The following is a 15,833-nucleotide window of genomic DNA, read 5'->3' as shown; positions in this document are numbered from 1 at the left end:
CGAACACAGAAGTCAAGCTTCTTAGCGCCGAGAGTAGTTGGGGGATCGCTCCCTGCGAGGGTAGGACGTTGCCATGCATCATGGAGGATTAGCTCAGTTGGGAGAGCGTCTGCCTTACAAGCAGAGGGTCACAGGTTCGAGCCCTGTATCCTCCATTGAGCCGTTAGCTCAGTTGGTAGAGCATCTGACTTTTAATCAGAGGGTCGACAGTTCGAACCTGTCACGGCTCATTGGTTCACCAATAAAAAGAATTAAATTAGTTATTGATTTATATGACTTGTCATGATATGATGTTATAGTTGTGTTAATCAGTGAAGTCATGCCGACTTAGCTCAGCTGGCAGAGCATCTGTCTTGTAAACAGGGGGTCGGAGGTTCGAATCCTCTAGTCGGCATTAACTGAATATTATGCGGAAGTAGTTCAGTGGTAGAACATCACCTTGCCATGGTGGGGGTCGCGGGTTCGAATCCCGTCTTCCGCTTTCATCAAGTGCTGCCGGGGTGGCGGAATTGGCAGACGCACAGGACTTAAAATCCTGCGGTTAGTGATAACCGTACCGGTTCGATCCCGGTCCTCGGCACTTTTATGAAGCACCCATAGCGCAATTGGATAGAGTGTCTGACTACGAATCAGAAGGTTGTAGGTTCGACTCCTACTGGGTGCATATAGCGGGAAATAGCTCAGCTTGGTAGAGCACCTGGTTTGGGACCAGGGGGTCGCAGGTTCGAATCCTGTTTTCCCGATTAAGTAATCAATTTGGTTATTTAACAGATCGCGGTGTAGCTCAGCTGGCTAGAGCGTCCGGTTCATACCCGGGAGGTCGAGGGTTCGATTCCCCCTGCCGCGATAGGAATAAAGAACTTGGACCTTTAGCTCAGTTGGTTAGAGCAGACGGCTCATAACCGTCCGGTCGTAGGTTCGAGTCCTACAAGGTCCATCTGCTATTATAGTAGACGTGTTCCTAGTTACATTTTATGGAGGATTACCCAAGTCTGGCTGAAGGGAACGGTCTTGAAAACCGTCAGGTGGGTCAAACCACGCGAGAGTTCGAATCTCTCATCCTCCTTATATTATCGCGGGATGGAGCAGTCTGGTAGCTCGTCGGGCTCATAACCCGAAGGTCGTAGGTTCAAATCCTGCTCCCGCAATTATATGGTCCGTTGGTCTAGTTGGTTTAGGACGCCTGCCTGTCACGCAGGAGATCACGAGTTCGAGTCTCGTACGGACCGTTACATTAATTAAATAGAAGTATGGCTAAAATGGCTCGGTAGCTCAGTCGGTAGAGCAATGGATTGAAGCTCCATGTGTCGGCAGTTCGATTCTGTCCCGCGCCATAGCATTAGTTCCTGCGGGTATAGTTTAGTGGTAAAACCACAGCCTTCCAAGCTGTTGTCGCGAGTCCGATTCTCGTTACCCGCTTTTTATGGGCCTATAGCTCAGTTGGTGAGAGCGCACGCCTGATAAGCGTGAGGTCGATGGTTCGAGTCCATTTAGGCCCATTGGAGAAGTACTCAAGTGGCTGAAGAGGTGCCCCTGCTAAGGGTATAGATCGCGCAAGCGGTGCGAGGGTTCGAATCCCTCCTTCTCCGTAGTTCTATTTTACAAATATGACCCCTTGGTCAAGTGGTTTAAGACACTGCCCTTTCACGGCAGTAACATGGGTTCGAATCCCGTAGGGGTCATTATATTATCGCGGGATGGAGCAGTCTGGTAGCTCGTCGGGCTCATAACCCGAAGGTCGTAGGTTCAAATCCTGCTCCCGCAATTTGGTCCGTTGGTCTAGTTGGTTTAGGACGCCTGCCTGTCACGCAGGAGATCACGAGTTCGAGTCTCGTACGGACCGTCTTTAAAAAGGCGTTATTCATTAAGTTGAATGACGTCTTTTTTATTATCATTAATCAAACGATTTTCAATTCCTTCTTACTCGCATTGTCGGTGGTCAGACGCCCAGTTAAGGTCATGTGCAACGTTTTAGGGCATGACAAGTGCGTGATGGAAATAGTAGCCATACTAAAATGACTAGTTTTAAGTGATATCACCGGTGAATGTGATTGGGAGGACATAAAAGTAATGTTAACTAAAAAAAGAGGCGCTACCGATGAAAATCAGTAGTGTCTCCTTTAAGGTGTAGATGAATTATGATTTTAATGATCGAACAAATGAATAACGACTTTCATGATAATCATAGTCGGCCGATAAGTATTTGGCAAATGGCTTGAATGAGGCGCTACGTAACCAAACCGCGTACTCAGAATCACTGTGCCAGTTCGTTACAATAACGAAGGCAGCGTCATTTTTAGCTTCACGAAGAATCCAGAAGTGTTTAAGACCATTAGGCTTTTCATATTCAGCCCGGAAAGCACTAAATTTTGAATTAAAGACCTTTTGTTCTTCAATAGGTAGATCGATGAAAATAAAACTAGTCATACCATGCCAGTCTTCACTGCCTTTAGAAACTAAAACATCATATGAGACAGGACTTGAGAAAACTGTTTTTTCACCAGAGAGGTCGAGTAACATGTATCGATCTTCAGTGGCATTGGCTTGCATCAATAATAAATCACGATCGGCATTTTGTTGTTGAATCATGGTTAAAATTTTGCGAGTCCCAAAAGTTGCTGAAATCTTTCCACTCATTAAATATCACTCCTTAATTATTACAATTATCATTATACGTGTTTTCGAAAATAAATGAAAACAAGATGGTGAACGGTTTCAATTATTTTTATAGTTAGGTTAAAATAGATTGGAAGGGAATGATCTTAATGAAATTAACGGTATTAGGTTATTATGGTGGTTATCCTTATGATGGGGTAGGTACCAGTGCTTATTTAGTGACAGCAGGTAACTATCAACTTTTATTAGACTGTGGTTCTGGGGCGCTGAATGCGCTGGAAGAAATATTAGATCCATTGCAACTAGATGCGGTTTTACTAACACACTATCATCACGACCATACGGCTGATGTTGGCGTTTTGCAATATTACTGGCAATTACGTCAAGGTGATCGTAAAACGCCAATTCTGCCCATCTATGGCCATACAGAGGACCCATTGAACTTTGGGGCACTTACTTGGGCTGGTGCAACGGTTGGTCGAGCCTATGATCCAGCTGGTGTGACGCAAATTGGGCCGTTTGACGTGACGTTTTTAAAAACCAAGCATCCAGTACCTGCCTTTGCCGTGAAATTGGTAGAACGTTCAACCGGACAACAACTGACTTTCTCAGCAGATACTGCCGTTATACCGGAGCTGGCTGAATTTGCGACTGGTTCACAATTGTTGATGACCGATACTAACTTTGGTGCTGATAAGACTGGCAAGATGTGGCATATGACATCCACACAATCTGGCAATATTGCGAAGAAAGCCCACGTTAAGCAACTGCTGTTAACGCATCTTCCACAGGATGTTGAATTTGAACAATTACGTCAGGAAGCACAGGCTGCTGCTGGTACTGGCGTTAACGTGGTGGTGGCACAAAAGTATTTACAATTAGAACTTTAATGAGTTTTAGAAGACTAAGGGTGACTGACTTAGTCTTTTTTTGTGCGCTGACTGTTTTATGAAAACAATAAGCAAACGCTAAATTGCACACCATTGAATTAAAGACGGAAAATAGTGTTTTTAGCTTAATTTTTTACAAAATAATACATATACTAGTATAGTGTCTAGAAAACTAACCCATTCAGTTTAAACAATTTGTCGTAAATCGGTTCACAAATAATTGTTAAGGGGGTATAATAAAACTTATCTTAACCAGGTGATGTCAGTGCGCAAAAGGAGGAAAAACAATGGTTACTTTATATACCTCACCAAGTTGTACCTCGTGTCGCAAGGCGAAACTATGGCTCCAAACCCACGAGATTGATTTTACTGAACGTAATATCTTTTCAGATCCGTTATCTATTGCGGAAATTAAAGGCATTTTAAAAATGACGGAAGATGGGACGGAAGAAATTATTTCGACGCGTTCTAAAGCTTTCCAGCGGTTAAAATTAGATATTAATGAATTGTCACTTAACCAGCTGTATGGCTTAATCACTCGTGATCCAAGTATCTTGCGGCGACCGATTTTATTAGATGACAAACGCCTACAAGTTGGCTATAACGAAGATGAAATTCGTCGGTTCTTACCGCGGCAGATTCGAACGTTAGAATTATTAAAGGCCCAACAATTGGCAAATCTATAACCACAAATTGACTAGTTGGGCAATCTAATTAGTCAATTTTTTAATTTTCAGATAGATTACTTTACAAAGCGCTGAAATAAGTTAGAATTGTGATAGTGATTATGGCCCTTGACACTTAGAAAGGGGTGGATCTGTAATGGAGATGGAACGAATCAATGAAGATACGATTCGAGTTCTAATCGGCAACGATGATCTCAATGAACGCGGTATTCGCATATTGGATTTACTAGGGAATCATAAGCAAATTGAAAGTTTCTTTTATAGTATCTTAGAAGAAGTCGATGTTGATCATCAATTTCAAGATAATGATGCAGTAACTTTCCAAGTTCTACCGAACCGAAATGGCTTGGAGTTATTTATTAGTAAAAATAGTGAAAATTTACAAGACACCATTTCAAAAGCCACACAATCAGCAATGGATAATGATGATCGTGATAGCTCGCAAGATGATGTTTCTGAATATTTAAAACGTAAATTAATGCAAACAGATACTGATGGCACTAATCAAGCCCAAGGGGTACAACATAATCAGGCTAAGGATACCAATGATTTGGATCCTTATATTGAAGATCCGGATACACCAACAAAGGAATTTGTGCTACAGTTTGCAAATTTTGAAGATGTCATTGCGTTAGCCCAAATTTTCCGGCCTGACGGTTTGGCATCTAACTTATACAAATATCGTGATAAGTATTATCTGGAACTTGTTTTCTTTGTCGACCAGTCTTCAGCTGGTGGCATTCAAGACGATGTTGCTGTGGCGTTAGAGTATGCCAATAAAACTAAAGTGACTGCCGATGTGTTGTTAGAGCACGGTGAAAAGGTCATGTCGAATGCAGCGTTAGAAACTGTTCGACACTATTTTAAATAGCTTCACCTAGAAGTCGTAACCAATTCATTTGGTCGCGACTTTTTTAGTGCCGTTAAGTGACGATTTACGGAGCTGGCGTAAAAAGGAGGGGTGCTCATGTTAATGGCACAAGATGATCAGCAGCGATTGATTGATGCGGCAACAGCTAAACGACAGCAACACTATCAATGTCCGGGATGTCGTGCACCGGTGCAATTAAAGCGGGGAACCGTGGTAACCGCCCACTTTGCACATCAAGCGCACCATAGTTGCCAAACCTTTTCAGAAGGGGAAACCGCTGAACACTTGCTAGGCAAGCAACAATTAGCCGCGTGGTTTAAAGCTAGTGGTTATCAGGTCCAACTGGAAGCGCCGTTAAAAGCCCTACATCAACGGCCAGATGTTTTGGTACAGCTACCTGGTCAGCCACCGTTAGCCTTAGAGTTTCAATGTTCACCATTGTCGGTGACTCGGCTCAAAGCGCGAACTCAAGGTTATCATAATCATGGTTATCGGGTGTTGTGGTTGCTGGGGTCACCGTATCAACAGCCACGATTGCGGCCGACATCTAAAGCCATGAAATTTTTACAACTAAGCACACAATGGGGATGCTATTTGGTTTTCTGGGAGACCCACCAACAAGCCCTACAATTAAAATTTAATTTATTGAGTTTTGACGGTGATCCACTTACCAGTCAACGGCAATTCTTTCACAGCCAGCATCAATCAGTTGCGCAATTGTTGGCCTATCACCCCATACTGTTGCGACCTCAATTAGTGCCTAAGCAATTTCAACGACAAAAACGCCGACTACTCGTCGGTCGTTTGACCCAGCAACCTCGATTAGTAGCCTTACAAACGCGCTGTTATCAACAAGGTGGCACTTTAGCTACTTTGCCCAGGTGGGTCTATCCAATGACAGCTAAATGGCCAATATTAACCACGCCATTTCTAGATTGGTATATGCAAGTCTTCTTTCAATTACGGCAACTGGCGGATACCATTTTATCGTTAAAGCAGTTGGTTCAGCTTGGCTGGCAGACGTTACAACCTTGTTTAGCAGTGACTAGTTGTATCATGAAACCGCGGCAATTGCAGTTGCGATTAATTCAAGCTTTATTAACTGAACTAGTGACGCAGCATGTGCTAATAGCCGTGCCAAATGGCTGGCGAGTAAACTCACGACAATTAGCTTGGCGACGATGAAATGGGCGAAAGTTCAATAGTGTGGTACGCTAAATAACAGTGAGATTGATTGGTCGTTGGCAATGAAGCATAACGTGTAGCATTGTAAGTGGCGCCAATCTGGCTAAGGTAGACTTAGCCATCAACTTTGAAAGGAGGGCTATACCAAGACTTTTCCCCATTAGGATGATGGACTACACGTGGTATAGTCGAAATTGATATGGTTGCAACAAAAAAATTACCCACTCGTTCGGAAGTTCCAGAAGCCTTAACGTGGGATTTAACATTGATTTTTGCGGATCAAGCTGCTTATGATCAAGCTGTTATCCAAGTTAAAGCCGATATTCAGACGGTCACCGAGTTAGCAGCGTCATTTACATCATCTGCTGAAACTGTGTTAGCTGGTGTTCAAGGCGTATTAGGCTTGTATCGGCACTTAGAAAAAGTTGCCGTATATGCTAGTTTGAAGAGTGATCAAGATACTGGTAACAGTACTAATCAAGCTCTGGATGAGCAGGCCAGTGCACTAACGGCTCAAGTGTCGGCGGCCACCGCTTGGTTTGAGCCCGCCTTGTTGACGTTAACGCCTAGTCAATTGGATACGTATTTAGATGAAAATGTGAGTTTACGTGATTACCGGCATTTATTTGATACGATCCGATTGCAAAAGGGACATGTATTGTCGACTTCAGAAGAAGCACTATTAGCTGGAGCTAGCGACATTTTTGATGCTTCTGCTAAGACGTTCGGTGTGTTAAATAATGCTGACTTTGATTTCCCGGTAGTTAACGATGAACACGGAAATCCCGTTAAGTTATCCCAAGGTGTGTACGGGGTCTTATTGGAATCCGTTGATCCAGCAACCCGACGGACAGCATTCAAAGCGCTTTATCAAGTTTATGCGCAATTTCGGCGGACTTTGGCGTCAACCTTAGCCAGTCAAGTGAAAGTGCATAACTTTGTCGCGACTGCGCATCACTATCCTGATGCCCGGACAGCCGCATTAGCTGCCAATCAGATCCCGACATCGGTTTATGATCGGTTGGTCGATACGGTCGATCAACACCTTGACTTGTTGCATCGCTATGTGGCCTTACGAAAGTCAATTCTCGGCGTCGATGATTTACACATGTATGACCTTTATACGCCGTTGACCGCTAAACCGGCCCAAGCTTACACTTATGAAACCGCGCAAGCGACAGCCTTAAAGGCACTTAAGGTCTTAGGCCCAGACTATGTCAAACATGTCAAAACAGCTTTTAGTTCACGTTGGATTGATGTGGTGGAGAATCAAGGTAAACGTAGTGGGGCTTATTCATCAGGGATGTATGATACGGCGCCATATATGTTATTGAATTGGCAAGACAATATTGATAATCTGTATACCTTAGTGCATGAAATGGGTCACAGCATGCATTCATACTTGACGACGCATCATCAACCATATCAATATGGCGATTACTCAATCTTCGTTGCGGAAATTGCGTCAACGACTAATGAGAATTTATTGACGAATTACTTCTTAGCGACAACGACTGATCCAAAGGTCCGCGCTTATGTCTTAAATTATTATTTGGATGGTTTTAAAGGAACCTTGTTCCGGCAGACGCAATTTGCTGAATTTGAACAATGGTTGCATACAGAAGCCGCGGCTGGACGACCATTGACGGCGGATCGATTGTCGAAGCATTATTTACAATTGAACCAACGTTATTATGGCGATGCTGTCGTCAGTGATCCTGAAATTGCCGATGAATGGTCGCGCATTCCCCATTTCTATTACAATTATTATGTTTATCAGTACGCAACCGGTTTTGCGGCTGCCTCGACGTTAGCCCAAGGCATTTCGACTGGCCAATCCGATGCGGTTAAAAAATATCTCGGCTATTTACAAGCGGGGTCTTCAGACTTTCCGATTGACGTGATGCGCAATGCGGGTGTTGATATGACTAAAGCCACTTATTTAGAAGATGCCTTTAAAGTCTTCGAGCAACGGCTTGATGAATTTGAACAATTAGTTAAAACTAAATAATCAAAAATACCGACCATTCAGCAGTTGAATGGTCGGTATTTTTATCGGGTGGCCAAGTAAAAAGATCGCTACAGATGAGTAACGATCTTAACAATAATGGCTATAACTTTTATAAAACGTGTAGTTGTGTATTATCCAAGCTGACACAATTTTTCGTGTGTTGATTGAGCGCTTGGAAAGGGTCTAGTTGACCGTTGACTAAATCGAATAGGGTATTGTACGTAAATTGTTCCAGTAACACACCATAATCATAATTATCACAATCAAAAACAACCGCAGAAGAAGACTCAGTGATCGCCATTTCAGAAGCTAAGCGTTGATCAGCATGGAAGGCTTGTTTCGCTAAATCGCTATCACGATCTTCCATAAACATATCCAAATCAATCTTGCATTGTTTCGCCACATCTTGTGCTAGTGCGACAGAGTAACTTTGACCGGCTTTGAGGAGTGCATCTTGCATGGCAATTAAGAAATTAAGACCACGCTTTTTGCCTTGAAATAGGGCGGCCTTGTAATCCAGAATCAACCGATAAAGCGTCTGTGATTGTTGATTTTGGGCTTGCCAATCGGAAGGCTTGAAACCTTGGCGTTGCATGGCCTTTTGAATCACGTTGATATTCAATAAAGGTACGAATTGAAATTGAATTTGTTTATCTGAATCATTGGCTAGGCGTAACACATTTTGTTCATCGCGGACACATTGTTCTCCCAACGGATTTACAAATAAATACACTTCTAACACGTCATAATTCCTCCACTTTCTCTTTTCGCGTCATAGTGCAGAATACCAAATGTACATAGGTATTTGCAAGTTTTTAAATTCATAAATAATTTCATTATCAGTAAGTAAGTGTTCATTTGCATGAAACCTTCGACTGTCATCATGCACCGATTTTGTAAATCCGTAAAGTATTTTGCTCTTAAATTTCATAATTGTCATGATGTTAATGTGAATTGTCGAACCGGGATCTGATCCCTTTTTATTCTTGGAAAATATGGTAAAATTTTAGGGTATGGATTTGCAACGGAGGTGCCTTGATGGAAGATTGGAACCATTTCTTATTGCCTTATCAACAAGCAGTTGATGAGCTGAAAGTGAAATTACGCGGCATGCGCAAACAATTCCGGGATTTAAATCAACATGAACCGATTGAATTTGTGACGGGTCGGGTAAAACCGGTTGATAGCATTAAAGAGAAAATGACACGTCGCAAAGTCCAAGAAGATCGAATTGAACAAGATATGCAAGATATTGCTGGCTTGCGGATTATGTGTCAATTTGTTGAGGATATTTATCAGGTGGTCGATTTATTACGGAAACGTTCTGACATGACCATTTTGGAAGAACGGGATTATATTAGCAATGAAAAGCCATCGGGGTATCGCTCTTATCATATTGTGATTGAATACCCAGTTCAGATGGTCGGTGGGCCTAAAAAGATTCTAGCAGAGATTCAAGTTCGAACCTTAGCAATGAATTTTTGGGCAACCATTGAACACTCATTAAATTACAAGTACCAAGGCGATTTTCCTGAAAATTTGAGCCAACGACTCCAACGAGCCGCCGAAGCTGCCTTTAGTTTGGACAAAGAAATGTCCGAAATTCGCGAAGAAATTCAAGAAGCCCAAAGTCTATTTTCATATGGCAAGGGCACCCAGGGTGAGGCGACATCGCCAACGAAAGAAGATCAAGACCAATGAAAGTCACAATATTTGCGAATTCGAATGTTAAATCAAAAAAAGTTGCGCAAGAACTACATACTAAATTAGTGGCTGCTGGGTTTGAAATCGATGATTATACGCCGGATTTGGTTTTTTCAGTCGGCGGTGACGGCACGTTATTGTCGGCCTTTCATCATTATAGTGAAATGGTCGATCAAGTCCGGTTTGTCGGTGTGCATACGGGGCATTTGGGCTTTTATACAGATTGGCGTGATTACGAAATCGACCAATTAGTAGCCGGCTTAAAAGAAGATAATGGTCAAAGTGTCACGTATCCGTTATTGTCTGTCGAAATCATGTATGCGGATACTGGCGAAACGGATCATTATCTAGCCTTAAATGAATCAACGTTGAAAAAATTGGGCAGTACGATGGTGGCTGATGTTTATATTCAAGATGAATTGTTTGAGCGTTTCCGAGGTGATGGCCTATGTGTGTCAACGCCAACTGGGTCAACGGCCTACAACAAGTCTGTTGGTGGCGCCGTCATTCATCCGCGTTTAGATGCCTTGCAGATGGCTGAAATTGCCTCGATTAATAACCGGGTGTTCCGAACGTTAGGCTCGCCGGTAATTGTGGCGCCATATGAATCGATTACGATTAAGCCGCAACAACAATCACACTTTGTTTTTACGGCTGATCAAATGGATACCCAACCACGCCCAATTCAGCAAATTCGCTATTCAATTGCGAATCGGCGAATTGCCTTTGCACAACATCGGCATAACCGGTTTTGGCAACGGGTTGGCAGCTCCTTTATTGGGTTGGACGAGCAATGAAATTTACTTGGGAAAACACGTCAACGACGCCGATGAAGGTGAAGACTTTACTGACAGCGCATGGCGTAACGCGCAGTTTATTAAAAAAAGTGAAGTTCCATGGTGGCGCCATTTTAGTTGACGATCAACCGGTGTTAGCGATCCATATGCTCACTGGTGGCGAATCTGTCACGATGGTGACGCCGGATGAAGTGGGTAATGACTTCTTAGGTGTTTCTGAGTTGCCGATTGACGTGCTTTATGAAGATCGAGATTACCTCATTGTCAATAAACCGGCAGGGGTGGCGTCAGTACCAGCGCATCGTTTGCCAGATAATACCTTAGCTAACCGGGTAAAGGGTTACTATCGGGCCCAAGGTTATCAAAATGAAGTGGTCCACATTACGACGCGGTTAGATCGCGATACGAGTGGGATTGTTTTGTTTGCGAAACACCATTTTGCCCATTCAATTATCGATCGTGAATTAAAGACTCATGCGATGCGTAAAATGTATCTGGCGGTGGTAAGTGGCACGTTACCAAATGCGCACGGCTGGTTTGATCAGCCGATTGGTCGAGCGGAAGGTTCGTTTATTAAACGAACCGTAACCCCAACGGGACGCGCATCGTTAACGGAGTATTGGGTGGTCAAACGGCTTAAAAATATGACGGTCGTACGGGTTCGCCTACACACTGGGCGGACTCATCAAATTCGCGTCCACTTTGCGGCCGCTGGACATCCTTTGGTAGGGGATAGCTTATACGGTGGTCCAAGTCATCCAGCGATTGATCGACAGGCGTTACACTGCATGCAATTATCGTTTGAAGATCCATTTATTGATCACACGTTAACAACCTTTGCGCCGCTAACACCAGATTTGGTTCGATTAATTCAAAGCGAAAGTCACTAAGGCCTGAAAAACTGGCGGTAGAGACCTTACTAGCATTGGCTTAAGCTGTGCTAAAGTTAACCTCTACGCTAGCCAGTGATTCTGCCGACTGTGGGACCAGTTACAGCCAAAAGTCGGGCTTCCACTTCACTTTTGAGCCTAGCCCAAACCGCTATTCTCAAAAGGCGTCCACATCGTAAAGTCCGGAAAAATCACCCGGACTAACGATGCTTTCACGGCCGACGCCATCACTGGCTAGCTCCGACTGTATGGGGCCACATACGAATTGATTGTGATTATAGCCGAGAGTGAGTCCATGTGGGCGAACGTCAGGTAGCAAGTTAGTCTACTATTGATCAGTGTGTACTCGTCGTATCAGTGATTGTGATTAAAATACAAATCTTAGGAAATTAACTAAAAAAACGTCTTTGGCATATTTGCCAGGGACGTTTTTCGTTGCAACCTAATAATCAATAATTTTAGTACCGTGCGCTTGGTTCACATTCAACGCGGTCGTGATGTGAGCCACGTTAGCGGCCGTGATACCACCGCCGGGCAGAATTTGAATCCGACCAGCAGCTTGTTCAATTGTGGCTTTTAATTGTGGTAAGCAGTCGTCAATCGATTGACTGAGTGGCCCACCGTGCGTCAGAATTCGATCGACTTGATGATCAACGAGCCAATCAATAGTCGTTGCTTGTTGGTCAGCAGCTAAGGCATCAAATGCCATGTGGAAAGTAATGCTCATGCCACCAGCCGCACCAATTAAGAGTTCCATGGCTTCGGTATCTAGGTTGCCGTCAGCGGTTAAGGCGCCTAACGCCACACCGTCAACACCAAGCGATTGGGCTTGTAAGAGGTCAGCTTCCATGATTTTTAATTCCGTATCATTGTAAACGAAATTACCCCCACGTGGGCGGATCATTGTAATCAAGCTAACGCCATGTTCTTGGGTGTACTTAGCTGCTTCGCTCATGACGCCGCGACTAACGGTCGTCCCACCCACGGCTAGATTATCATTTAATTCAATCCGTTGGGCGCCAGCGGCAACAGCAGCAGGGAGGTTGGTGTAGTTTTCAAGTGCGACTTCTTTTAATAACATCTTCGACATCCTTTACTTTGTAAATAAGACACTAACACCTTCAGGAACGGTGATGTCTTTTTGGCGTAACGTTAATTGACCAGTTGTTAAATCACGATCATACAAGGTGGCGTTGTTAGTATTCTGATTAACGACCACCACAAAAGCTTCGGTTGGATCGAGGTCAAAGTCTCGTGGAAAATCGCCTTCAGTACTAATTTGTTGGATTAGTGTTAATGAGGCGTCATCGTTGATCTTGAAAACGGCCAACGAATTGTAACCACGATTAGAGACGTATAGATAATGACCGTCACGACTGAGACGAATGGCTGCGGCCCCATTATGGTCCGTGTAATCGGTAGGAACAGTGGCGATGGTGTGTGTTTGCGCCAAGGTACCCGTAGCAGCGTCGTAGGTTAATGTAGCCACTTGACTGGATAATTCACCAGCTAAAAAGGCATGTTTGCCGTCAGGGGCAAAGACTAAGTGCCGTGGGCCAAAACCAGCCGCCAGTTCAAGTTGTGATTGTCGGCTGAGTTTGCCAGCATCACTGACGTTGTAAACATACACCGTGTCACTACCAAGATCAATCGCCACTAAACGTTTATCGGGTGTGAGGTCCGTATAATGAATATGGGAACCATCTTGTTCAGGACGTGGGCCATTACCAGTATGGATATGTTCATCAGCCAAGGTTAAGCCACCATCGGCTTCGATCTTTAAAACGGTGGCCGCGCCGGTATGGTAGTTAGCACTATAGACAAGCTGACGAGCTTCGTCAACTGCCACATAAGCGGGTGGTGTACCGGGAGCAACAACCATGTTTAATGGTGTTGCACTGGTTTGCGCCGCGTTTAATTGCCACGCTGCCACGCCACCTTCATCATCCGCTTTAGCCACGCTATATAAGCGATTTTTCGCAGATAGTGCTAAGTAGGTTGGGTTAGCTGTTTTTGCGACTAAGCCGGTATTAGTTAATGTTTTTTCAGTCGTGTCGAGGACCCCGGCATAGATGCCCTGACTGGTTTTTTTAGTGTAAGTGCCAAATAAAATGTTTTCTAGCATACAAACATCCTCCTTCATATCTCTTTCAAGTATAGCATAAAAGGATCGTTTGAAAGCGATGACAAACTGGCGGTGAGCTTTCCGGCTATGCTACAATTAAACCAATCAATTAAAAGAATGGAGTTCTGTAAAATGGCAATCACAGCAACAGTACAATCAATCGGAGAACAAGCAATTTCGACCAACGAACCCATTTTAATTTTCTTTGCCGCCGGCGCAACGAGTGCGATTCAAGATGTGGCGATTATTCAAGACTTCACGACACCGATGACTGATTTGACGTTGAAACCAGGCAGTCTGATTAAGATTGACGATCAAACGTATACGGTGGCTTATGCCGGGGATTTAGTCCAGGCCAACTTAACGTCAATTGGTCATGCAACGATGTATTTCACGGCTGTTCCTGACAAACCGATGCAAAACGGACTTTATCTCAGTCCAGCCACCTTACCAACGATTAAAGTTGGTAGTGTGATTACGTATCAACCATAAGGATTAGACACTGACGGGGGTGCTGCTAATTGAAATCAAAACCAGTTAGTCGCCAGGTAACGAGTCAAAAAGTGATTCGTATCCTGGTGATTATCGTCTTAATTTTGGTCAGCTTATTTTTAGGAAAGCAAGTCGACTGGGTATTAACCCCAGTTCGTCAGCTATTTAGCATTGTCGGCTTACCAGTTATTTTAGCGGGCGTGCTATATTACTTGATGAATCCGCTAGTTGACTGGCTGGAGCATAAGTATCATGTGCGGCGAACGTGGACCATTATTGGCCTATTTGTCCTAATCGCGGGATTACTCGTTTGGGGCATTGTTGCGTTAATTCCGATTATTCGGACACAAACGTTAGGCATTATCAATGATTGGCCGTCATATTGGCACCATGCCAGCAATGAAATCAATGACTGGTTGAATGATCCCAAGTTATCGGCTTTGCGTGATCAAGTGGACCAATGGAATACTAATGCTAGTAAGTTGCTGAGTGGTAAAGTGACTAAATATTTGACCGGAACCGTTTCCTCGATTACCAGTGTGGTGAGCACGGTGACGACGGTAATTATTGGGTTAATCACGATGCCGTTTATTCTGTTTTACTTGTTAAAAGATGGGCATCAGCTGCCAAAGTATCTAGCCAAGTTTATCCCAACTAAGGGCCGCGCAAGTTTCTTACAAGTCTTGACGGAAATTAATGCTCAAGTTAGTAACTATATTCGTGGTCAATTGACGGTAGCGTTCTTTGTCGCGATGATGTTTGCCATCGGTTATTGGATTATCGGGTTGAAATTTGCGTTAACGCTAGGGATTGCGGCCGGAATTTTAAATTTAATCCCATATCTAGGATCGTTTCTAGCGATGGTGCCGTCGGTCGTGATTGCATTAGTGATTTCGCCGTGGATGCTAGTGAAAGTGTTAATCGTGTTTGTGATTGAACAGACGATTGAAGGTCGGGTGATTTCACCGCTAGTCTTAGGCAGTAGTTTGAAGATCCATCCGGTGACGATTTTGATCGTGTTATTGGCCAGTGGCAAGATCTTTGGCCTGATGGGTGTGATTTTTGGTATTCCAGGTTATGCGATTTTGAAAGTACTGATCAGTCATCTGTTTGCCTGGTATCGCGAACAATCGGGACGTTATCCTGATGATGAAGTGGCTAATGATGACACGTCTGCTGATGAGAAAAGCGAAAGATAAATATGACGGTAAAAGCTTTGCCAGAATTGACTTAAGCGATGTTAAATTGGTCACCTACGCCAGTCAGTGATTCTGCCGGCTGTGGGGACCGGCTCCAGCCAAAGATCGGGCTTCCACCTCGCTTTTAAGCCTAGCCTAAACCGCTAGTCTTAAAAGTTGTCCACATCGTAAAGCCCGGGACAATCACCGGACTAACGATGTTTGCACGGCCAGTGCCATCACTGACTGACTCCGGTTAGTTCGCAGCTAACAATTGAAGCAGGTAATCACGCACCATTATAGCCGAAAGTGAGTCCACCTTGAGCCCAGCCGTGGGAGCTCTTAGCGATTTATCGCTTAGAGCTCGGCGCTTTTGAAACGCGGTTTT

The 15,833-nt window shown here is 44.0% G+C and carries 14 protein-coding genes and 19 tRNA genes; 29 read left to right on the top strand and 4 right to left on the bottom strand.

Annotated features, from left to right (window positions below):
* Positions 1–82: 82 nt before the first annotated feature.
* From FFM84_RS04880 to FFM84_RS04790, 19 genes are all read left to right on the top strand, one after another.
* Positions 83–155: transfer RNA gene (locus FFM84_RS04880), tRNA-Val, on the top strand.
* A 2-nt stretch (positions 156–157) separates the two neighbouring features.
* A tRNA-Lys gene (locus FFM84_RS04875) sits at positions 158–230 on the top strand.
* A gap of 91 nt (positions 231–321) precedes the next feature.
* Positions 322–394, top strand: a tRNA-Thr gene (locus tag FFM84_RS04870).
* 15 nt (positions 395–409) lie between these two features.
* A tRNA-Gly gene (locus tag FFM84_RS04865) sits at positions 410–481 on the top strand.
* A 13-nt stretch (positions 482–494) separates the two neighbouring features.
* Positions 495–580, top strand: a tRNA-Leu gene (locus FFM84_RS04860).
* Between the two features lie 10 nt (positions 581–590).
* Positions 591–664 (top strand) — tRNA-Arg (locus tag FFM84_RS04855).
* 5 nt (positions 665–669) lie between these two features.
* Positions 670–743: transfer RNA gene (locus FFM84_RS04850), tRNA-Pro, on the top strand.
* 30 nt (positions 744–773) lie between these two features.
* Positions 774–847, top strand: a tRNA-Met gene (locus FFM84_RS04845).
* Positions 848–863: 16 nt separating this feature from the next.
* Positions 864–937, top strand: a tRNA-Ile gene (locus FFM84_RS04840).
* A gap of 39 nt (positions 938–976) precedes the next feature.
* A tRNA-Ser gene (locus FFM84_RS04835) sits at positions 977–1,066 on the top strand.
* A gap of 8 nt (positions 1,067–1,074) precedes the next feature.
* Positions 1,075–1,148, top strand: a tRNA-Met gene (locus tag FFM84_RS04830).
* 6 nt (positions 1,149–1,154) lie between these two features.
* Positions 1,155–1,229 (top strand) — tRNA-Asp (locus tag FFM84_RS04825).
* A 32-nt stretch (positions 1,230–1,261) separates the two neighbouring features.
* Positions 1,262–1,334, top strand: a tRNA-Phe gene (locus FFM84_RS04820).
* 14 nt (positions 1,335–1,348) lie between these two features.
* Positions 1,349–1,419, top strand: a tRNA-Gly gene (locus FFM84_RS04815).
* 6 nt (positions 1,420–1,425) lie between these two features.
* Positions 1,426–1,499, top strand: a tRNA-Ile gene (locus tag FFM84_RS04810).
* Between the two features lie 2 nt (positions 1,500–1,501).
* Positions 1,502–1,589, top strand: a tRNA-Ser gene (locus FFM84_RS04805).
* 20 nt (positions 1,590–1,609) lie between these two features.
* Positions 1,610–1,682, top strand: a tRNA-Glu gene (locus FFM84_RS04800).
* A gap of 9 nt (positions 1,683–1,691) precedes the next feature.
* Positions 1,692–1,765 (top strand) — tRNA-Met (locus FFM84_RS04795).
* 3 nt (positions 1,766–1,768) lie between these two features.
* Positions 1,769–1,843 (top strand) — tRNA-Asp (locus FFM84_RS04790).
* A gap of 293 nt (positions 1,844–2,136) precedes the next feature.
* On the opposite strand, the gene FFM84_RS04785 is transcribed toward FFM84_RS04790, so the two are convergent.
* The gene (locus FFM84_RS04785; RefSeq protein WP_130843139.1) at positions 2,137–2,637 is read right to left on the bottom strand and encodes an antibiotic biosynthesis monooxygenase; all 501 of its coding nucleotides are present in this window, start codon (positions 2,635–2,637) and stop codon (positions 2,137–2,139) included.
* 128 nt (positions 2,638–2,765) lie between these two features.
* Between FFM84_RS04785 and FFM84_RS04780 the strand changes: the two genes are divergently transcribed.
* The 5 genes from FFM84_RS04780 (at position 2,766) to pepF (ending at position 8,259) form a co-directional block, all read left to right on the top strand.
* Positions 2,766–3,506: an MBL fold metallo-hydrolase gene (locus FFM84_RS04780; RefSeq protein ID WP_130843140.1), complete on the top strand. Its 741-nt coding sequence runs from the start codon at positions 2,766–2,768 to the stop codon at positions 3,504–3,506.
* A gap of 287 nt (positions 3,507–3,793) precedes the next feature.
* Positions 3,794–4,192 (top strand): transcriptional regulator SpxA, encoded by a 399-nt coding sequence (spxA, locus tag FFM84_RS04775; protein WP_130843141.1) that lies wholly within the window; start codon positions 3,794–3,796, stop codon positions 4,190–4,192.
* A gap of 136 nt (positions 4,193–4,328) precedes the next feature.
* Positions 4,329–5,063 (top strand): adaptor protein MecA, encoded by a 735-nt coding sequence (locus tag FFM84_RS04770; RefSeq protein WP_130843142.1) that lies wholly within the window; start codon positions 4,329–4,331, stop codon positions 5,061–5,063.
* A 96-nt stretch (positions 5,064–5,159) separates the two neighbouring features.
* A complete protein-coding gene (locus FFM84_RS04765) occupies positions 5,160–6,248 on the top strand; it encodes a competence protein CoiA (RefSeq protein ID WP_130843143.1) in 1,089 nt (362 codons plus the stop codon).
* 199 nt (positions 6,249–6,447) lie between these two features.
* On the top strand, positions 6,448–8,259 hold the full coding sequence (pepF, locus tag FFM84_RS04760) for an oligoendopeptidase F (protein WP_130843144.1): 1,812 nt from the start codon (positions 6,448–6,450) through the stop codon (positions 8,257–8,259).
* A gap of 109 nt (positions 8,260–8,368) precedes the next feature.
* Here pepF and FFM84_RS04755 read toward each other — a convergent pair whose 3' ends face one another.
* Complete coding sequence (locus FFM84_RS04755; RefSeq protein ID WP_137643805.1) at positions 8,369–9,001, bottom strand: DsbA family protein; 633 nt, start codon at positions 8,999–9,001, stop codon at positions 8,369–8,371.
* A gap of 293 nt (positions 9,002–9,294) precedes the next feature.
* Here FFM84_RS04755 and yjbM point away from each other — a divergent pair, with 293 nt between their 5' ends.
* The 3 genes from yjbM to FFM84_RS04740 are packed head-to-tail and all read left to right on the top strand — an operon-like array spanning position 9,295 to position 11,650.
* Positions 9,295–9,960, top strand: a complete 666-nt coding sequence (yjbM, locus tag FFM84_RS04750; RefSeq protein WP_165444443.1) for a GTP diphosphokinase — start codon at positions 9,295–9,297, stop codon at positions 9,958–9,960.
* Entirely contained in the window at positions 9,957–10,760 is an 804-nt protein-coding gene (locus FFM84_RS04745) for an NAD kinase (protein ID WP_130843147.1), read from the top strand. Before yjbM ends, FFM84_RS04745 begins: the two co-directional genes overlap by 4 nt.
* Positions 10,757–11,650 carry an RluA family pseudouridine synthase gene (locus tag FFM84_RS04740; RefSeq protein ID WP_130843148.1) on the top strand — a complete coding sequence of 298 codons (894 nt, stop codon included), beginning with the start codon at positions 10,757–10,759 and terminating at the stop codon, positions 11,648–11,650. The genes FFM84_RS04745 and FFM84_RS04740 overlap by 4 nt, the downstream gene beginning before the upstream one ends.
* 442 nt (positions 11,651–12,092) lie before the next feature.
* Here FFM84_RS04740 and FFM84_RS04735 read toward each other — a convergent pair whose 3' ends face one another.
* Positions 12,093–12,731 (bottom strand): copper homeostasis protein CutC, encoded by a 639-nt coding sequence (locus tag FFM84_RS04735; protein WP_130843149.1) that lies wholly within the window; start codon positions 12,729–12,731, stop codon positions 12,093–12,095.
* Positions 12,732–12,743: 12 nt separating this feature from the next.
* Positions 12,744–13,775 (bottom strand): lactonase family protein, encoded by a 1,032-nt coding sequence (locus FFM84_RS04730; protein WP_130843150.1) that lies wholly within the window; start codon positions 13,773–13,775, stop codon positions 12,744–12,746.
* A 132-nt stretch (positions 13,776–13,907) separates the two neighbouring features.
* Between FFM84_RS04730 and FFM84_RS04725 the strand changes: the two genes are divergently transcribed.
* Together FFM84_RS04725 and FFM84_RS04720 are read left to right on the top strand one after the other, a co-directional pair.
* On the top strand, positions 13,908–14,267 hold the full coding sequence (locus FFM84_RS04725) for a PTS glucitol/sorbitol transporter subunit IIA (protein ID WP_130843151.1): 360 nt from the start codon (positions 13,908–13,910) through the stop codon (positions 14,265–14,267).
* Between the two features lie 29 nt (positions 14,268–14,296).
* The gene (locus FFM84_RS04720) at positions 14,297–15,466 is read left to right on the top strand and encodes an AI-2E family transporter (RefSeq protein WP_130843152.1); all 1,170 of its coding nucleotides are present in this window, start codon (positions 14,297–14,299) and stop codon (positions 15,464–15,466) included.
* The last annotated feature ends 367 nt before the right edge of the window (positions 15,467–15,833 follow it).

It is taken from the genome of Lactiplantibacillus mudanjiangensis (assembly GCF_005405385.1).
In the GTDB taxonomy this organism is placed as follows: Bacteria; Bacillota; Bacilli; order Lactobacillales; family Lactobacillaceae; genus Lactiplantibacillus; species Lactiplantibacillus mudanjiangensis.
This window is presented reverse-complemented; position numbering and strand designations above follow the sequence as displayed.

Bases quoted from the DNA above. Each gene is read 5' to 3' on its own strand.
- FFM84_RS04735 (WP_130843149.1), bottom strand. From the start codon at position 12,731: ATGTTATTAAAAGAAGTCGCACTTGAAAACTACACCAACCTCCCTGCT.
- FFM84_RS04745 (WP_130843147.1), top strand. From the start codon at position 9,957: ATGAAAGTCACAATATTTGCGAATTCGAATGTTAAATCAAAAAAAGTT.
- FFM84_RS04780 (WP_130843140.1), top strand. From the start codon at position 2,766: ATGAAATTAACGGTATTAGGTTATTATGGTGGTTATCCTTATGATGGG.
- FFM84_RS04770 (WP_130843142.1), top strand. From the start codon at position 4,329: ATGGAGATGGAACGAATCAATGAAGATACGATTCGAGTTCTAATCGGC.
- FFM84_RS04765 (WP_130843143.1), top strand. From the start codon at position 5,160: ATGTTAATGGCACAAGATGATCAGCAGCGATTGATTGATGCGGCAACA.
- FFM84_RS04785 (WP_130843139.1), bottom strand. From the start codon at position 2,637: ATGAGTGGAAAGATTTCAGCAACTTTTGGGACTCGCAAAATTTTAACC.
- spxA (WP_130843141.1), top strand. From the start codon at position 3,794: ATGGTTACTTTATATACCTCACCAAGTTGTACCTCGTGTCGCAAGGCG.
- FFM84_RS04725 (WP_130843151.1), top strand. From the start codon at position 13,908: ATGGCAATCACAGCAACAGTACAATCAATCGGAGAACAAGCAATTTCG.
- pepF (WP_130843144.1), top strand. From the start codon at position 6,448: ATGGTTGCAACAAAAAAATTACCCACTCGTTCGGAAGTTCCAGAAGCC.
- FFM84_RS04730 (WP_130843150.1), bottom strand. From the start codon at position 13,775: ATGCTAGAAAACATTTTATTTGGCACTTACACTAAAAAAACCAGTCAG.
- FFM84_RS04740 (WP_130843148.1), top strand. From the start codon at position 10,757: ATGAAATTTACTTGGGAAAACACGTCAACGACGCCGATGAAGGTGAAG.